Raw genomic sequence first — 15,436 nt, 5'->3', positions numbered from 1 at the left:
AATTATGAAAACATTACTACAACAGACCAAGGCGTTAGCAGATGGAAACAGGCTGCGCATAATTGCAGCTTTGTTTAGAATCCCGGAACTATGCGTCTGCCAGATTACAGAACTGCTCGGCCTGGCCACGGCCACGGTTTCCAGACATATCAGTGTTCTGCAGAATGCAGGCCTGGTTGAAAGCAGAAAAGATGGGCGCTGGGTGTATTACAGGCTGGCCAGTGAGTTTCCTCATGAGCTTAAATTATGGTTAGATGTTGATCTGATGCAAAGTTCTGAAGTAGAAGTGGACAGGAATCGCTTGAATGAGATTATGTCAATTCAGGTGGAAGAATTATGTTCAAGGAAAAGATAAAATTTTAGAGGCAGGAGTTATGACTGAAACTAAACCAACTACAATCAGCAAAAAAATGTCTTTGCTGGATCGTTATTTAACGATCTGGATATTTGCGGCCATGGTTTTGGGCGTACTCATCGGGTTCTTTTTTAAGGGGCCGGTTGAGAGCTTTAATGAAGCTTTAACCGTAGGCAAGCACACTAACCTGCTCATAGCCTTTGGCTTAATCCTGATGATGTATCCGCCTCTGGCCAAGGTCAAGTATGAACTTATGCCCAGGGTTTTTGCCGATTACAAAATCCTGAGCCTTTCTCTAATTCAGAACTGGATCATTGGCCCTATTCTAATGTTTGTCCTGGCTGTTAGTTTTTTCGGATTTGTAGCTCCAGCCCTGTTCGGCCCTGATGAACGATGGGGATACTACATGGTGGGGCTTATACTGGTGGGAATTGCCAGGTGTATTGCCATGGTCCTGGTATGGAACACTCTGGCCAAAGGAAACAGCGAATATGCAGCCGGGCTTGTGGCCCTGAACAGTGTATTTCAAATAGTAACCTTTGGATTTTATGCTTGGGTGTTCATAACTGTTCTGCCAACATTTTTCGGATTGCATGGTATTGTGGTGGACGTGACCATTGGTGAGATATTCGCCAGCGTCATGATTTATCTGGGCATCCCTTTTGGGGCTGGAATCCTGAGCCGGGTTATTCTTTTGCCCATCAAGGGTCATCATTGGTATGATAATGTATTCATCCCCAGGATATCACCCATTACCCTGATTGCTCTCCTGTTCACCATTGTGGTCATGTTCAGTATGCAGGGCGAACAGATAATCTACAGGCCACTGGATGTCATCTGGATCGCAATACCGTTGACCTGCTATTTTGTGTTTATGTTTCTCATCAGCTTTTTCATGGCTTCCAAGCTTGGTGCTGACTACAGTCGCAGTGCCACTCTTGCCTTTACAGCTTCAGGCAACAATTTTGAGCTGGCCATTGCTGTGGCCATTGCAGTATTCGGCATTGCATCACCCATTGCCTTTGCTACTGTAGTTGGTCCCCTGGTTGAAGTGCCTGTGCTCATCGGTCTGGTCCATGTCAGCCTCTATTTCTTGAGAAAGTATTTTGGAGGTGTAATCCGTGATGACGGGCTGGAAAATGAGATTTTGTCTGATTCAGGTCAGGTATGCAAAGTAAGGCAAAAGGTTTCTGGAACGTTGTCTGATAAAGAATATACTTGATAGCGGCTGGAGAAGGATGTGCCGGGAGCTTTAATGTTCTAATTGTTTTTTAAACCTGCCCTATTTTAAGTTGTAAGCGCTTCACCCGGGCCACCCGGGTGAAGCGCTTCTAAGTAACTGCAATCGTTTTGCTTATAAATTCATACGTTTACAATTTTCACATTTTACGATTTTTGCTTATGATTGATGCACATTTGCCTGAAAAATTCCGTCAAAGATGGGAGCTTTGCGCCTGGCACAGCTTCCTGCCCGGAGGCTTACTGCCCGGAGGGGGACTGTCCCTCGCTGTGTAAATTTTTTCATTAAAGCCAATTTCTACCAGGAACCAATGCAGCATCAATCTTGTTTGTAGCACCTCGCGGGGACTGTCCCAATTTTCAAATATGAGACTGTTCTTCAATGTGGAGGCGGCTTCCAGCCGCCTGGGCTTTAATAGCCTGCAGGATGCAGGCTCCACTTTAAAGACAGTTACTCACAGGTTCAGTCCCGGGCCGCCCTGGTTAGAAACTTACCAATCGTATCCACTACAAAAATACTGCTCATAGCCTGATTGCAAAGATGGACGTGTACATCGTTAGCAACCTCACAACCTGCCTGTCCAGATGTTATCGCAGTGAAATACACTAAGGTGGGCTTTACCCGCAACCCAATTTAAAAATGGATCGTTAAGTTGGGGCGATAACCATAATTTTCAGACTGAAGGCTGAAGGCTGAAGGCTGAAGGCTGAAGGCTGAAGAATAAGGATCTTGGGTATTATTGCTCTTGTCAGGGTTAAGAATTTTCTTGTTTTTTTCTACAGGATTGAGGCAATAAGTTACTAATATGCTTTATGTTGTCGCCAGGACAATAGTTACCTGCGAAGCTATCATTATTTTCAATAAACAGTGCAGAAAAGTATTTAAAAAAACTATTAGACTTTAATGAATCTGGTTCGATAGACTATTTGCTCGTGGTTCGTTGTTACATAAAATATTGTCAATATAGTGAGCTATATATCTCTTTTGGCTTGAAATATACAATAAAAATTGTAACAGTTTAGCCATTTGCATGTGGCACGGCTTCCTGCCCGGAGGCATACAGCCTGGAAGGGGACTGGCTCTCCCAGCCCTTGTTTTATTAAGTCTGTGTTTTACATCAACAAAAAACAAGGGCTGGGGTGCCTGTCCCCTGCTTTCCTTAGAAAAGGGCTAAACTATTACTAAAAATTCATATTCAAAGAGACTTACTGTGCGTATAGCACTGAGAATATCTTTTGCTCAGGGCTTTTCCCGATAGGATTTTTAAAAAACATATAATGCTCCCTTTTCAGTGTTGTCTTGAAATTTAATTGGCAGTCTTAAAAGGATTTTAAGTGCATCTCATTTTTATATGTCCGGTTAAGCAACTGGACTTTTCCACTTCCCAATGGCGGATTCCCCAACCATTGCAAACCGTTTCAGACCAGAACGGAAACAGGAAATTAGAAGGCACAGTCAATGCTTACTGCCCATTCTGCCTTAAAGAACACTCATTCCAGGCCGACCAGATTCCTTGCCCACTAACCCCAAAAAAAAATTGACCTTATCAGGCTGTTATACAAAAACTTTTTAATTTGGAGAGGAACATTTATGATTAGAAAAAATTTATTTGCTACTCTTGGAGGAATCATAGCTGTAGGCGCGGTTATCGGCCTGCTTGCTCCTTTGCTTCAGAAGCTTGGCAACCCCGCCAACATGGGAATCTGCGTAGCCTGCTTTGAAAGAGATATAGCCGGGGCCATTGGCCTGCACAGAGCTGCAGTTGTCCAGTATCTGCGACCGGAAATACTGGGATTTGTTCTGGGCTCCCTTGTTGCGGCACTGCTATTCAGGGAGTTTAAACCCAGCGGCGGGTCTGCTCCCATGACCAGGTTTGTCCTGGGCATAATCGCCATGATCAGCGCGTTGATCTTTCTTGGTTGCCCCTGGCGCGCCATACTGCGTCTTGCTGGTGGAGACGGAAACGCCATCCTTGGAATTGCAGGGCTTGCAGCCGGGATCTGGATTGGCACTTTGTTTTTCAAAAAAGGCTATAATCTGGGACGAAGCTACAAGCAATCAGCAGCAACAGGGCTTATGCTCCCTTTGATTATGCTGGGCCTTCTAACCTTGAGGCTAATGTATCCCCCTCTGGAGGGCGCTGATAAAACCGGTATACTTTTTTACTCCCTGCAGGGTCCAGGAGCGAGCTATGCACCTTTGTGGATTTCTCTAACCATAGGCTTGGGCATCGGCTTTCTGGCCCAGCGCAGCCGATTCTGCACCATGGGAGCTATAAGGGATTTGATCCTTTTCAGGCAGCTGCACCTGATGGCTGGACTGCTGGCCCTGCTGGTTGTGGCTTTCGTTGTGAACATGTTTTTTGGCCAATTCAACCCCGGGTTTGAAGGTCAGCCTGTGGCTCATACCCTCCATTTCTGGAATTTCGGGGGAATGCTGGTTGCTGGGCTCGCCTTTGCCCTGGCAGGTGGATGTCCTGGCAGACAGCTGTTTATGTCCGGTGAAGGGAATAGTGACGCTGCCGTATTTGTGTTGGGCATGATTGTTGGAGCAGCTCTGGCCCATAATTGGGGTCTGGCCAGTTCTCCGGCCGGTCTTGGAGCGCATGGGGCAGCTGCGGCAATAATTGGTCTGCTGGTTTGTCTAAGTATTGGTTTCGCCAACCTGAAAAAAGCTTAACAGTGTGTTCAAAAAGTCCCTATCAGTCAGGCTGTTCAAAATTTCCAGATGCAAGGTAAAATTAGTTCAGGATCGCAGCTTATTTAGACAGGTTCGAGTTTGAACTTTTAGTAGCAAAGCAGCAATTGGATGATTTTCAACAGCCTGTTAACAACCAAGGAGAGATAATATGGCACTTACATTAGACGCGCGCGGTCTGGCCTGCCCTCAGCCTGTACTTTTGACTATGGAGGCTATGAAGTCCACTGACAACAGTGAAATTGAAGTTCTGGTAGATAATGAAGCCAGCCGGGAAAATGTCAGCCGGGCAGCAGTGACTCAGGGCTGGAGGGTGACCGAGTCTGTGGAAGCTGGTGATGATTTCAAAGTACTTATCAAAAGAAAATGAGTCTCTTAAAAAGTATATTTGGTGGAACTCCGGATAAGCTTAGAGGGGTATCAGAAAAGGGAATTATAGTTTTTCATCACACCAGCGAAGTGATAAAGGCTGAATCCCTGCTGAAAAAAGCTGGCCTGGATGTTCTGGTCAAAGGCCCTCCTCCTGAAATCCAGACCGGCTGTGATATGGTTATAGAGTTTCCTATTGTAAGCCAGCTTCAAGTTCTGGAACTTCTGCGAAAAAACAGGATTGAGCCGGTGCAGGTGGTCTCTGTTCAGGATCACCTGCTGGAACCGGTATCCTTGTTCAATATTAAGGACTTCGGAGATTTTCTCATGGTCAGGGCGGCCAACATGAAGATTACAGTGCATAAGCAAACCCATGAAATTGTAAATGTTTCCGGTGGCGGATGTCCAGATGTTCCTTTTCTGGCCGAACAGCTGGTAGGCAGAAACCTCTTCGAAGTTGCTGAGCCTGCAGAGAACGGCCAGACTCTTTGCGGATACTCACTACAACTGGCTTATGAGGAGATGAAACGCAGATGTCGTGGCTGATTGTAGGCACTGTCCCTGATGACAGTTTTCCCCTGATTGAGGGGCAGATAAGTATTGAAAACGGTCTGCTCAAAATCGGAAATCTGAAAATCAATATTGCCAGAGGCACACCTGCTCTGGCGGCCACAGCCTGTCTTGCAGCCCGGGAGTTGAATGCTGACCATCCAAGAGCTCTGCTGGTCGGTGACGCGGGCAAGGGGGCCGGAAGCAGGAAACTTTACGCGCACCTGGTTGATATAATGGCAGACCTTGATGTGGCAGGATTTACCTTTCATTACCTCCAGCCCGATGTATACTGGCATAACCAGATACTCTGGGCAATCCAGGCCCGGACGGATTCACCATGCCTGGTGGCTGACGCGGGTTTTATGTATGTGGCCAAGATGAGCGGATTTGCAGCAGACTACGATCTTTTTACTCCTGACATAGGCGAGATGTGTTTTCTCGCCGATGAAACCGCACCCCATCCATTCTATACCAGAGGATTTCTCCTTGAGGACGAGTCCAGGGTGGAAGAATATATTGCCAGGGCTTACCAGGAAAAGAATGCGGCTCGATATCTAATGGTCAAGGGGGCCAGGGACTATATTGTCCAGGGTGATAAAGTTCTGACAACCATATCAGAGCCGGCTGTAGAAGCCATGGAGGCCATCGGCGGCACAGGTGACAGCCTGACAGGAATTATCACCGCCGGTCTCATGGCAGGTCAAGACATACCCCATGCCTGCCATATGGGAGCATTGGCCAACAGGTACCTGGGGGTTCTGGCCGACCCCACCCCGGCCTATAAAGTAGGTGATCTGCTTGCATATCTCGCAGGGGCCATGCAACAAGGACGAACGGGCGGTTAAGGTTTTTTATGGGTTGGGGGTACAGCCTGAATTAGTATATATAAATCGTAACAAGCTCCGGCTTTAATGAGCAAGAACTGACACCAGCACAACTTGTCCTTTGCAGAATACTGGAAGTAATGCTGAATATGTATTTTCCAGGAGTTGAACATGTTATACTTATCTCTGGAAAACCTGAAACTACCTCTGCCTCATCCGGACCTTGAATCATCCTTACTATGTTGGAAATAAAATATCCCCGAGGTAGTGTTTGAGGATTTAGAACTGTATTGATCACCACCGGCTGGTCCAGGTTACTTTCAAATGACCTGGCATCTAAGGACACGCTGTATCCTTGCCCCTGGATTACACATTCAGATAAATTCTGACTCCAGGTTTTATCCGAAATAATTAGTGCTGCTGCAATCCACCCCATCAAGATAAATATTGTCTTTTTTGCCATCATCTTTGCCTGAACCTTAACACTACAGCGATATTTTGGGCTAATTACAGCCACGACCATCAGGAACAGACACTTTTGCCGACCTGTACGCAAAACAGATGAACTATCCGGCTGCAAAAGAGCCAGTCCTTTTCAAGGTTAAATTAAGTGTCGCTATAGCGTTTGTATCATGTATAAGATTAGTATTTTTTAAGTCAGCTTCAACCTTTGGAACGGGCAGCAGGACAAAGATGCTGCTGCCCGATCATCCAATCAGATTCCTCCGATATTGGTTGAGGCATGCAGTGTCAAAGAAAAAAAGGCTATCCTTCCAATGATTTCTCCTGTTAGAATTAATACCGGAACCCAGACAGGAATCGTTCTGGTCATTATTAATGTTCCGAGAGGAATGGCCAGGCCGATGACAATTCGCAGCCAGTACAGGGGTGAACTAAGGTACTCTACTGCTGTCTGTTGCATTACAGTCCCGGCTGAAAACCAGATAAACGGAACTATCAAATAAACGGTAAGAGCCACCAGCAGTCCTGCTCCAAGAATTAATGTCAGCAAAGGCATTTTCTCTTTTGGAGAGAAATAACTTGAAATTGCCGTGCCAAGAGTAGCTGCCGTTAAAAGAAAAAATACAAAAGGCAGAATGTTGTTTAAAGCAGGATAACCTGGAGGGGCATAAGTCATACCAGTAAAAAATATTGCCAGCACACCCATCAGGGCTGTACCAGCAGCCAAAGCTGGCTTAACTTTCTGATCAATAGTTGCAAAACCGATAATCATAAGCATCAGAACAAGAGATACTCCCACAGCTTCCCGGCTCAGCCAGGCTGTACCTATATGTTTTATAACATTGACGGCACCCAGAGGATGACCCAGGTGCAAAAAAGAAGCTGCAATGCCGCACATTAGTATCAGTGCGGCAACAATCCATTCTGCGCGAATATTTCCTGTTGGTCCCTCCACTGCATACTGACGTACTGAGCTGATAATGACCATCCCAATGGCAGCCTGACTCAGGATGGTAAATGCAACCAGCGGCAATTCCATGCTGTTCATAATCTCTTCCTCCTTATAATTGTAGGGGTTTCAGCTACGCGAAACCGGACTGACGGGTTGAGTTTTGTATAGCGTGGAAATCCTTGAGGGTACTGCACCACGTTGGGATTTTCATAGGTAGAAAGGTCTATAAGTTCAAGGGCGTCCACCGGGCAGGATAAAACACATGCCGGTTTCAGGCCTGAATCAATGCGTTCCCAGCAGAAACTGCACTTTTCAGCCTTTCTAAGGACTGGATTATGTCGCGGTGCCCCGTAAGGACATGAGCGGATACAATTCCCGCATCCTATACACTTGTCTTGCTCATGCACCACAATGCCATCCTTGGCACGCTTGTAATATGCCTTAACAGGACAGACATTGGAGCAGGTCGGATTCTCGCAGTGATTGCAGGCCAAAGAATAAAAAGCACGTTCTCTGTGCGGATAAACTTCTGTTTTTAAATCATAAACATAGCGCCATATTACGCCCAATTCCTGGTGGTAAAGATTTTTACAGGCCATGGCACAAGTGAAACAGCCAATACAACGTTTGGCATCTATAAAAAATCCTAATTGTTTGTTCATAAATTGATCTCCTTATACCCTGGCGACATCGGCAAACTGGCCATGAATGGCCACACCGGGTGCCCCTGTTTTGTATGCGCCCATATCTGAAGATGTATCATCCACAAGGTTTTGACAATTATAGTCTAAGTTTCTGAACCATGCTGTATACATCATCACTACATCTGGAGGAACAACATCAGTAAGCTTGACTTCAAGACGTACTTCACCGATTTTATTAAAAACCCTGACCATGTCCCCATCTTTGATCCCCCTTTCCCTTGCAGCTATGGGGTTCAGATAACAGAAAGGCTTGGGGTTGTATTCCTCCATCCAGTCTAGATTCACGAATTGTGAATGAATGCCGAACTTGGTATGCGGCGTGAGGAGCCTCAGCTTATCGTAAGGCTTGCGTCCTTCTTTGAATTCAGGCAGAGCCTGATGTCCATGTTCTGCGCAAAGATCAGACTTGAACTCATATTTGCCTGAAGGTGTTCCGAATTCTAAATCCTGCCATGAGGCTGGATGCATTTTGGCCTTGACCGGTCCGTCTCTCAAGTCTTCCCAGGATTGAATCTGAAACAGATCATATATACCCTGATTGAATTCCTTGATCATCCACTCTTTAGTATCAATCTCTGTGGGATAGGTGCATGATCCAGGCTTAAGTTCATTCATTTTTCTGGACAGTGCAGCAGCGATTTCAGTGTTTGACCTGGCTTCAAACATGGGCTTAATGGCCTGTTCATTGATGGAGAGCCAGTAGTGCCAGTAAGAAGCATTAACTGTCCATTCTTCAAAAAGGGTTGTCACCGGTAGTACAATATCTGAAAGTTCAACTGTTTCAGTAAAGAACTGCTCAACAGAAACAATCAGTTCGGGTTTCTTAAATGCTTCCACCATCTTGTTGCGGTCAAAATCCTGGCTTAACGGGTTTTTACAGGACACCCAGAGCACCCTTACCGGAGGATCATCAACTGTAAGTATTTCTTCTGCTGTTTTGTTCATATTCATGGGTCTGTCTGAGTATTCATCCACTTTATCACCTGAAAAATCAAAATCACCGAGAGGACCTTCAGCACCGAGAAAACCCACAGAACCTTCAGGGCGGGGCTGAAGCAGAGCGTGATAATTAAATCCCCAAGTGTAAAGATGGCCATACCTTGCACCCCCGCCAACTTTACCTACGTTTCCGGTCATAGCCACCAGAGCGTCAATGGACCTTACAGACGCGCCTCCATTAACATGTCTTTGCATGCCGTAACCGATCCAGATGGTTGCTGGTTTGGCAGTTGCAAACTCTTCAGCAACTCTGGCAATCTGAAGAGCCGGTATTCCTGATTTTTCAGCAGCCCACTCCACAGTGATCTCATTTCGCAGGTAACGTGCAAAATCATTGAATCCTATGGAGTTCTGCATAACCCAGTCCCGGTCATACAATCCTTTATCAAGGATATGTCTGGCCATACCAAGGGCCAGAGCTCCGTCCATGGAAGTTTCAACTTCCCAGTATAGGTCGGCCTTGGCAGCAGTCTGAGTGAACACCGGATCAATGCAGACCACCTTTGCTCCCCTTTCCTGAGCAGCGTAGATGTACTTCATGGTATGCACCGAATTCCATGCAGGGTTGGCCCCCCAGAGAATAATATAGTTGGCATTGACCATATCTTCGGGGTCGTTGCACCACATATCACCAAGGTCATAATTTTGAGCATCAATACCGGCCGGCCAGCAAGGTGTACCCACTAACCTTGATGTGTAGCCGAGTGAAGTCATCATGCCTTCCACTGCATAATTTGTAATACCAAAGTTGCCCGAATACTTGGTCAGGGCAAGTCCCAGCATGGACCCGTCCTTTTCGTTGATTTCAATGAACTTGCGGGCAATAATATCCAGAGCCTCATCCCATGAGATCCGGCGCCAGTTGCCTGAACCTCTTTTATCCTGAATCATGGGATACTTTACCCGATCCGGGCTGTAAGGCCTTCTGGTATAAGCATATCCTTTTACACACAGCCCTCCATGTGTGAAGCTGGATTCAGGTGCCCCTTCAATATACTTTATAACTCCATCCCGGACATAAGTTTTGATGGAGCAGGTATCATAGCAGTTTCTGGGACAGGCATTCCTGAAAATCTGGTAACCATCTTCAAAATTTAGATCTGCTGAGGCGGTCATTGGTTTGAGCAGACCTCCCGGCAACGCAGTGAGTACCCCTGCGGCAGCCAGGCAGTTAAGGAACTTTCTCCTGCTCATGGAGCAGCTTAGAGGCATTTTAGCCTGATCATTAATGTTCTGGTCCATGCTTGTTCTCCTTGATTGAGGTTAGTAGGTATATGGTAATGTGATTATTTTTCCAGTTCAGATGCCACATACTTCTCCAACAGCACAACTACTGTATTTATGACTGAATGATTTGACGGGGCCTTGCGAGTTCTTTCGCAAAAATGAGGTATCCAGACGCACAGATGGTCTAAAATAAAATCCTGATGAATTGATTTCAGGTCTACATCATCATGCTCGATTCTGTGGTTATCTATGATCAAGGCTGCGTCCAGCTCTAAACTGACATGATCTTCCGGCAATGTGTTTTTCCAGGGCGACATCACTCCAAGCTGCTCAAATACCGAGCGGACAAACATGGTTGTTTCACCCATAAGGTTGGGCTCATTTTGCAGGTATACAGAAGCATATGGTGGAGCTTCAGGTGCTTTAGGGCCTACAAATAATCTGTTGAAAGAAAACTCAATAAGATCCCACTCAGCTGGATCTGGGGTTGGTGGTGCTGGTATTAAAGAGGAAGTAATCTTATCCCAGGCATCCATCATTTCCTGCTTTTGTGCTGCAATAAAAAAATCCCTGAGTCCCTCAACTGTTCTTCGTGACAAGGAAATTTCATTCATAACAACTCTCTCGTTAAGATTAACCTTCTATTTTTATCTTATAATAATCATCTGTATCATTGAGATAATGTACTTCTGTTGACAATTATTTTTCTTGAAAGGTCGCGAAAATAGCCAACTGGAGCAACATCCATGATATCATGTCCAGAAATAAAAAGCTGATTGCCAAAGCCTTCCATCAGCGTATATTGAGAATGAGATAAAATTAGGCGGGAATCAATATTATGAATTGTGTATTTAGTGGGTAGACATCAATACCCAGCGAAGATAAGGTACTGGTTATTTGTATCCTCTCACGAGAATATTTCTGTAAGGGGGCTGTCCCTTGAAAGGTCAAATAGTTTCCATCCGGAAAGTCTTTCTTTCCGGATGTTGAAGCTATTGGTTTTCTTTACGCAAACGAGGAGTTTTTTCTTTTGGCAAGGAAATCAAGCAATTGTGAGGAGGCGTATGTTATACGTTGACGAATAATTGTAAAGATTGACGCCGATAGAAGGAAAAAGAACCGTTTCCGGATGAAAACTAAGTAAACAAATCAGGGTTTTGAAGATATTGAAATAAACTTTTGTCTGAGCCAGTCAAGCCTACCTTTTTCCGGATATTTTTGCGATGCGTATTGATTGTTCCAACAGACAGGTTCAGTGCTTCGGCCACCTCCTTACTGGATTTGCCTGCCTGAATAAAATGACACACTTTCATTTCCGAGGGAGTAAGAGTAAGTAGGAGTGGATTGTTTTTTACTCCGGTATTGCCCATCATTTTCAAGAGCTGATCTTCAAAAATATCAATATAGCTGTTGCGAACCTGTTGGCTTTCAGCACTTTTAATTTTAGTCAGGGCGGGTAGAAGACTGTTTTCTAAGTTTTCAGCTATGCTGTTAAGGAGTTCTTCTTTGGAGTGCTCCACTGTGCTGAGAACATTTTTAAGGGTAATGACCATTTCCTCTACCTGCGTCTTCTCCTTGACAAGCTCTTCAGTTCTTTCTTTGACGATCTGCTCAAGAATCATTCTCTGGTTTACATAAGGTGTAATATCATTAAGAACCATGATGTATCCATGAGAAGCAAGGCTGACCGTGGACAGGGGAATTACTTTAAGCTCAAAATAGAAGTCATCGTCATATATGGATATCTCATGGGATTGATCCATGGGATAATACTTTACTACATCTTCAATAGATTCCCCTTCCAAGCCCAATACCTGCCAAACGAAAGAGTACTTTTCCAGAAGAGGAGCAATCAGTCTTCTGGCCGCTGTATTGGCTTCGACAATAATACCCTTTTCATCAGTAATTACCACCAGATCGGAAATTGAGGACAGGATGTTTTCGTACTTGTTTTTTTCCAGGGTCAAAGTCCGATTGGCCTGGTCAAGGCTTTTTTGTGACTCCTTGCTGGAAGTTGAAGACCACTCTGCTATTATTAATGTTTCCAGCGCATCCGCATAGCAGTGAATCCGATCCAAGGCCGCCAACTTTTCTTCAGAAGAATACTGAAGGCTGATAATAATCTGTTCCACAGAGTGCACCAGAGTTTTAAAGCATCCAAAAAACATCTTGGGAGTCACACCTCTGCTGCGATGGCGCCGTGCAGTATTAATTATATTTTCAGCCCAATCGACCTGGTCTATAAGCTGAGCAAAAGTAACCTGACAATTTAGGCGATAGTGTTTGATAATAGGTTCCATAAACCATTGAAACGACACAAGGCAGTCTTCTACTTTGGCAGTAGTATGTTCAAGATAGCCAGCATTTTGCATGTTCTCCGCCCACAGGGAAAGAAAATCTTCGTGTTTGGAAGAAAGAACAACCAGGATTTCCTGATCCTGAATATGTGTGGAAGTAGATTTCATTTAATCAGCTCCGGCTTTTGGGAATGCCTCGCGCAGGGATGACAGTTTTTGAACATACTGTCTCGCTTGCTCAATGTCAGTGCAATTTATAATCATATTGGTTATAAGATCAGGGTATTATGGTTTTGCCATACAGATTGCTTCGGTCGCTTAGGCTCCATCGTGGGTGACAGGTTTTCAGCAACTACATCCCTGACAGCTCAGGTGTCATTGCGAGCGAGTCTTCGAGCGCGGCAATCCTTGTTGCGAGCGAAGCGAAGCAATCTCGCGCTAAGGCTGTTTTTCTTGTTCCCAGGCTCCAGCCTGGGAATACCTCTTTTTTTGTGGCTCCAGCCACATTTTGAAGAAGCGGCTGGAGCCGCAAGAACTAAACGTTCCCAGGCTGGAGCCTGGGAACGAGGGGGTATAAGTTACTCACAGGTTCGGTCCCGGATCCTCCGGTCAGGAGCTTACAATGAAATACGCATACTCTCAATCATAAAAGTTCACCCAAAAACTATCTTGCCAAGTTACAGTCAATAACATATCTGAAAATCCTTCAGTATAAACCCTGGCGAGGTGGGAATGCCATATACAAGGCCTGTGCAGGATAAGATCTGGGAGATAAGAGCACAACATGGCAGAAGCTTATACATCACAGCCAGCGGCAGAAAAATCCTGATACTCAGGTGTTTCATCAAAAAAACAAACAAGTTGCCCCAAAGAGAATTAAAGATTGCTCTGAAAAGAGCCAGGGAGGTACAGGATGGGTAAAGCTTTAGATCAAAAACACAAAGAAATGATGAATGGTGACCCCGAGTATGCCAGGGCCTACGCAGATATGGAGCATGAGTTTGATTTTGCCAGGGAACTGATTAAAGCCAGAATAAGGGCTGGGCTTACACAGCAGCAGATTGCTGAGAAAATGGGAACCACTCAGTCCACCGTAGCCAGGCTTGAGTCGGGCGGGTATATGCCCAGCCTCAGGAGTCTACATAGATATGCACAGGCTACAGGGAGTAAGGTCAAAATTATTCTTGAGGCGTAATCAATCCCTTCCCATACTTCATTGGCTACATCCAATCATGTGCTTGTTTTTTCGGGTTATATGAATGTAATTACTTGCAATGCTGACAGCAGCTGCTTTCTTGTGTAGTAGTTTTTCTTTCAGCAGGTCTTTTTCTTACTCTTTATCGCCCAGCATTAAGCTTGAAAAATACCCCTGTAAAATAGATAATCTGTGCAACAGGGGGCCTGCTCATCAGTCTTGCCACATGAAGAGCTGCCCTATCAATGAAATCGGTGCTATCAGCATTTCCACCGCAACACTAAAAGTACTCACGGTGTTACCCCCAATGCATGCCAGTAAGGCCTGAATCCCGATTCCGCAATATTCGCAATAAGCATCAAGAATGGCTCATAATCATTTTTAGTATGGGCTGTATCCAGAGTCTCGTAATATTCCAACCGCTTTTCTACTGGAAGAATAATGGGCGGGAACCCGCTTTTCATAAGCTCCAAGTTCATGAGCAGCCGAGATGTCCTGCCATTTCCATCCACAAAAGGATGGACTTTCACAAAATCAGCATGAACACGGGCCGCCCTTTCTACCGGATGGAGAGACGCCCCCTGGGTTAGATACCAATTGATAAAGCTTTGCATTTCACTTTCTACATGCAAGGCATCGGGCGGCACATGATCGGCACCTGAAATAATGACATTTGTTTTTCTATAAACCCCCGCATTTTTGTCATCAATATTTTTCAGTATTAGTTGGTGAATCGACTTAATTTGCCATTCAGACAGAGGCTCATTTTTTTTGACCAGATCTTCCACAAAAAAAATGGCTTCCCTGTGGTTTATCACTTCTAAGTGCTCACGCATGGTTTTCCCGCCAATGGTGATCCCTTCCAAAGCTACCTTGGTTTCTTTCAGTGTCAGCGTATTACCTTCGATAGCGTTTGAATTATAGGTCCAACGAAGCACCAGATCCTCATGAAGATTGGAAACAATCTCTATGGGCAAAGGACGGAATGAATCAAGCTTCTGTTTTAGTTCGTCAAGCACCTGATATTTATTCATCTGTTTACTCCTTAAGCTGGTTGTCCATCCGCAACTCATCATTCGGCAAAACCGGGCACTTGCCAGGAAATTCATTTCAACATAGACGGCTTTTCTGTCTGCAACAGGCTGGGGAGAAAGAAATTTTTTCATTTGCCGGGGAGTGGCGAATGAAAAGGCAGCCTTTACGTCGAGCGCAGAGGGATGGCTGACAATAAGGTCAGGCACCCCAGACAATGATTTTAGAACTTTCAGCACCCCACAGCATGAATCGTATTCTGATCAGCCTTGATGGTTTTCCAGAACAGCCTGCTTTTCCAGGAGGGCTTTACGCGCCGGTCAAAGATAACTAACCAGCCCTCGTGGCAGCCCAGGGTTTCCATGTAGCAGGCCAGTTGTTTTTGACCTTCTTTCAGAGTCTTGGCATCTTTTCGGATTTTGATTTCTAAGGGGTAACGCTGATTTTCATAATGGATGCACACATCAATGCGACCACGACCTGTGGCCATTTCCCGGTCTATCCGGCCACCGGAATTGATGATGCGCTGCA

At 45.3% G+C, this 15,436-nt stretch carries 16 protein-coding genes; 8 read left to right on the top strand and 8 right to left on the bottom strand.

All coding sequences use genetic code 11. The features are described from left to right. The first annotated feature begins 4 nt into the window (after positions 1-4). The 6 genes from LZ23_RS07495 to LZ23_RS07465 all read left to right on the top strand — a co-directional run bounded on the left by LZ23_RS07495 (position 5) and on the right by LZ23_RS07465 (position 6,058). Positions 5-355: an ArsR/SmtB family transcription factor gene (locus LZ23_RS07495; RefSeq protein WP_045212964.1), complete on the top strand. Its 351-nt coding sequence runs from the start codon at positions 5-7 to the stop codon at positions 353-355. A 19-nt stretch (positions 356-374) separates the two neighbouring features. Further along, positions 375-1,577, top strand: coding sequence for an ACR3 family arsenite efflux transporter (gene arsB, locus LZ23_RS07490; RefSeq protein ID WP_045212940.1), 1,203 nt, complete (start codon positions 375-377; stop codon positions 1,575-1,577). A gap of 1,608 nt (positions 1,578-3,185) precedes the next feature. Next, positions 3,186-4,274, top strand: coding sequence for a YedE family putative selenium transporter (yedE, locus tag LZ23_RS07480; protein ID WP_198145930.1), 1,089 nt, complete (start codon positions 3,186-3,188; stop codon positions 4,272-4,274). Between the two features lie 169 nt (positions 4,275-4,443). Next, positions 4,444-4,662, top strand: a complete 219-nt coding sequence (locus LZ23_RS07475; RefSeq protein WP_045212937.1) for a sulfurtransferase TusA family protein — start codon at positions 4,444-4,446, stop codon at positions 4,660-4,662. Continuing rightward, positions 4,659-5,207: a putative Se/S carrier protein gene (locus LZ23_RS07470; RefSeq protein WP_045212935.1), complete on the top strand. Its 549-nt coding sequence runs from the start codon at positions 4,659-4,661 to the stop codon at positions 5,205-5,207. Before LZ23_RS07475 ends, LZ23_RS07470 begins: the two co-directional genes overlap by 4 nt. Continuing rightward, a complete protein-coding gene (locus tag LZ23_RS07465) occupies positions 5,195-6,058 on the top strand; it encodes an NAD(P)H-hydrate dehydratase (RefSeq protein ID WP_045212933.1) in 864 nt (287 codons plus the stop codon). Before LZ23_RS07470 ends, LZ23_RS07465 begins: the two co-directional genes overlap by 13 nt. 31 nt (positions 6,059-6,089) lie before the next feature. Here LZ23_RS07465 and LZ23_RS07460 read toward each other — a convergent pair whose 3' ends face one another. The 6 genes from LZ23_RS07460 to LZ23_RS07435 all read right to left on the bottom strand — a co-directional run bounded on the left by LZ23_RS07460 (position 6,090) and on the right by LZ23_RS07435 (position 12,846). Next, a complete protein-coding gene (locus tag LZ23_RS07460) occupies positions 6,090-6,503 on the bottom strand; it encodes a hypothetical protein (protein WP_157493127.1) in 414 nt (137 codons plus the stop codon). 249 nt (positions 6,504-6,752) lie between these two features. Next, positions 6,753-7,547: a dimethyl sulfoxide reductase anchor subunit family protein gene (locus tag LZ23_RS07455; RefSeq protein ID WP_045212929.1), complete on the bottom strand. Its 795-nt coding sequence runs from the start codon at positions 7,545-7,547 to the stop codon at positions 6,753-6,755. After that, the gene (locus LZ23_RS07450) at positions 7,544-8,113 is read right to left on the bottom strand and encodes a 4Fe-4S dicluster domain-containing protein (protein ID WP_045212928.1); all 570 of its coding nucleotides are present in this window, start codon (positions 8,111-8,113) and stop codon (positions 7,544-7,546) included. Before LZ23_RS07450 ends, LZ23_RS07455 begins: the two co-directional genes overlap by 4 nt. Positions 8,114-8,125: 12 nt before the next feature. Then, positions 8,126-10,396, bottom strand: coding sequence for a molybdopterin-dependent oxidoreductase (locus LZ23_RS07445; RefSeq protein WP_232300435.1), 2,271 nt, complete (start codon positions 10,394-10,396; stop codon positions 8,126-8,128). Between the two features lie 44 nt (positions 10,397-10,440). Next, positions 10,441-10,995, bottom strand: coding sequence for a TorD/DmsD family molecular chaperone (locus LZ23_RS07440; RefSeq protein ID WP_045212927.1), 555 nt, complete (start codon positions 10,993-10,995; stop codon positions 10,441-10,443). Positions 10,996-11,517: 522 nt separating this feature from the next. Beyond that, positions 11,518-12,846 (bottom strand): LuxR C-terminal-related transcriptional regulator, encoded by a 1,329-nt coding sequence (locus LZ23_RS07435; RefSeq protein ID WP_045212925.1) that lies wholly within the window; start codon positions 12,844-12,846, stop codon positions 11,518-11,520. A gap of 564 nt (positions 12,847-13,410) precedes the next feature. Between LZ23_RS07435 and LZ23_RS07430 the strand changes: the two genes are divergently transcribed. Together LZ23_RS07430 and LZ23_RS07425 are read left to right on the top strand one after the other, a co-directional pair. Continuing rightward, positions 13,411-13,599: a type II toxin-antitoxin system RelE/ParE family toxin gene (locus tag LZ23_RS07430; protein ID WP_084590936.1), complete on the top strand. Its 189-nt coding sequence runs from the start codon at positions 13,411-13,413 to the stop codon at positions 13,597-13,599. Next, the gene (locus tag LZ23_RS07425) at positions 13,592-13,873 is read left to right on the top strand and encodes a helix-turn-helix domain-containing protein (protein WP_052507200.1); all 282 of its coding nucleotides are present in this window, start codon (positions 13,592-13,594) and stop codon (positions 13,871-13,873) included. Before LZ23_RS07430 ends, LZ23_RS07425 begins: the two co-directional genes overlap by 8 nt. 290 nt (positions 13,874-14,163) lie before the next feature. Here LZ23_RS07425 and LZ23_RS07420 read toward each other — a convergent pair whose 3' ends face one another. Together LZ23_RS07420 and LZ23_RS24555 are read right to left on the bottom strand one after the other, a co-directional pair. Beyond that, positions 14,164-14,907: a Fic family protein gene (locus LZ23_RS07420; RefSeq protein WP_045212957.1), complete on the bottom strand. Its 744-nt coding sequence runs from the start codon at positions 14,905-14,907 to the stop codon at positions 14,164-14,166. 230 nt (positions 14,908-15,137) lie between these two features. Then, positions 15,138-15,436 (bottom strand): DUF8371 domain-containing protein (locus tag LZ23_RS24555; protein WP_045212921.1); only part of this gene is annotated, 299 nt, incomplete at its 5' end.

It is taken from the genome of Desulfonatronovibrio magnus (assembly GCF_000934755.1).
GTDB lineage: Bacteria > Desulfobacterota > Desulfovibrionia > Desulfovibrionales > Desulfonatronovibrionaceae > Desulfonatronovibrio > Desulfonatronovibrio magnus.
Note: the sequence above shows the minus strand (reverse complement) of the source record. Positions and strands in the feature narration are given on the sequence as shown.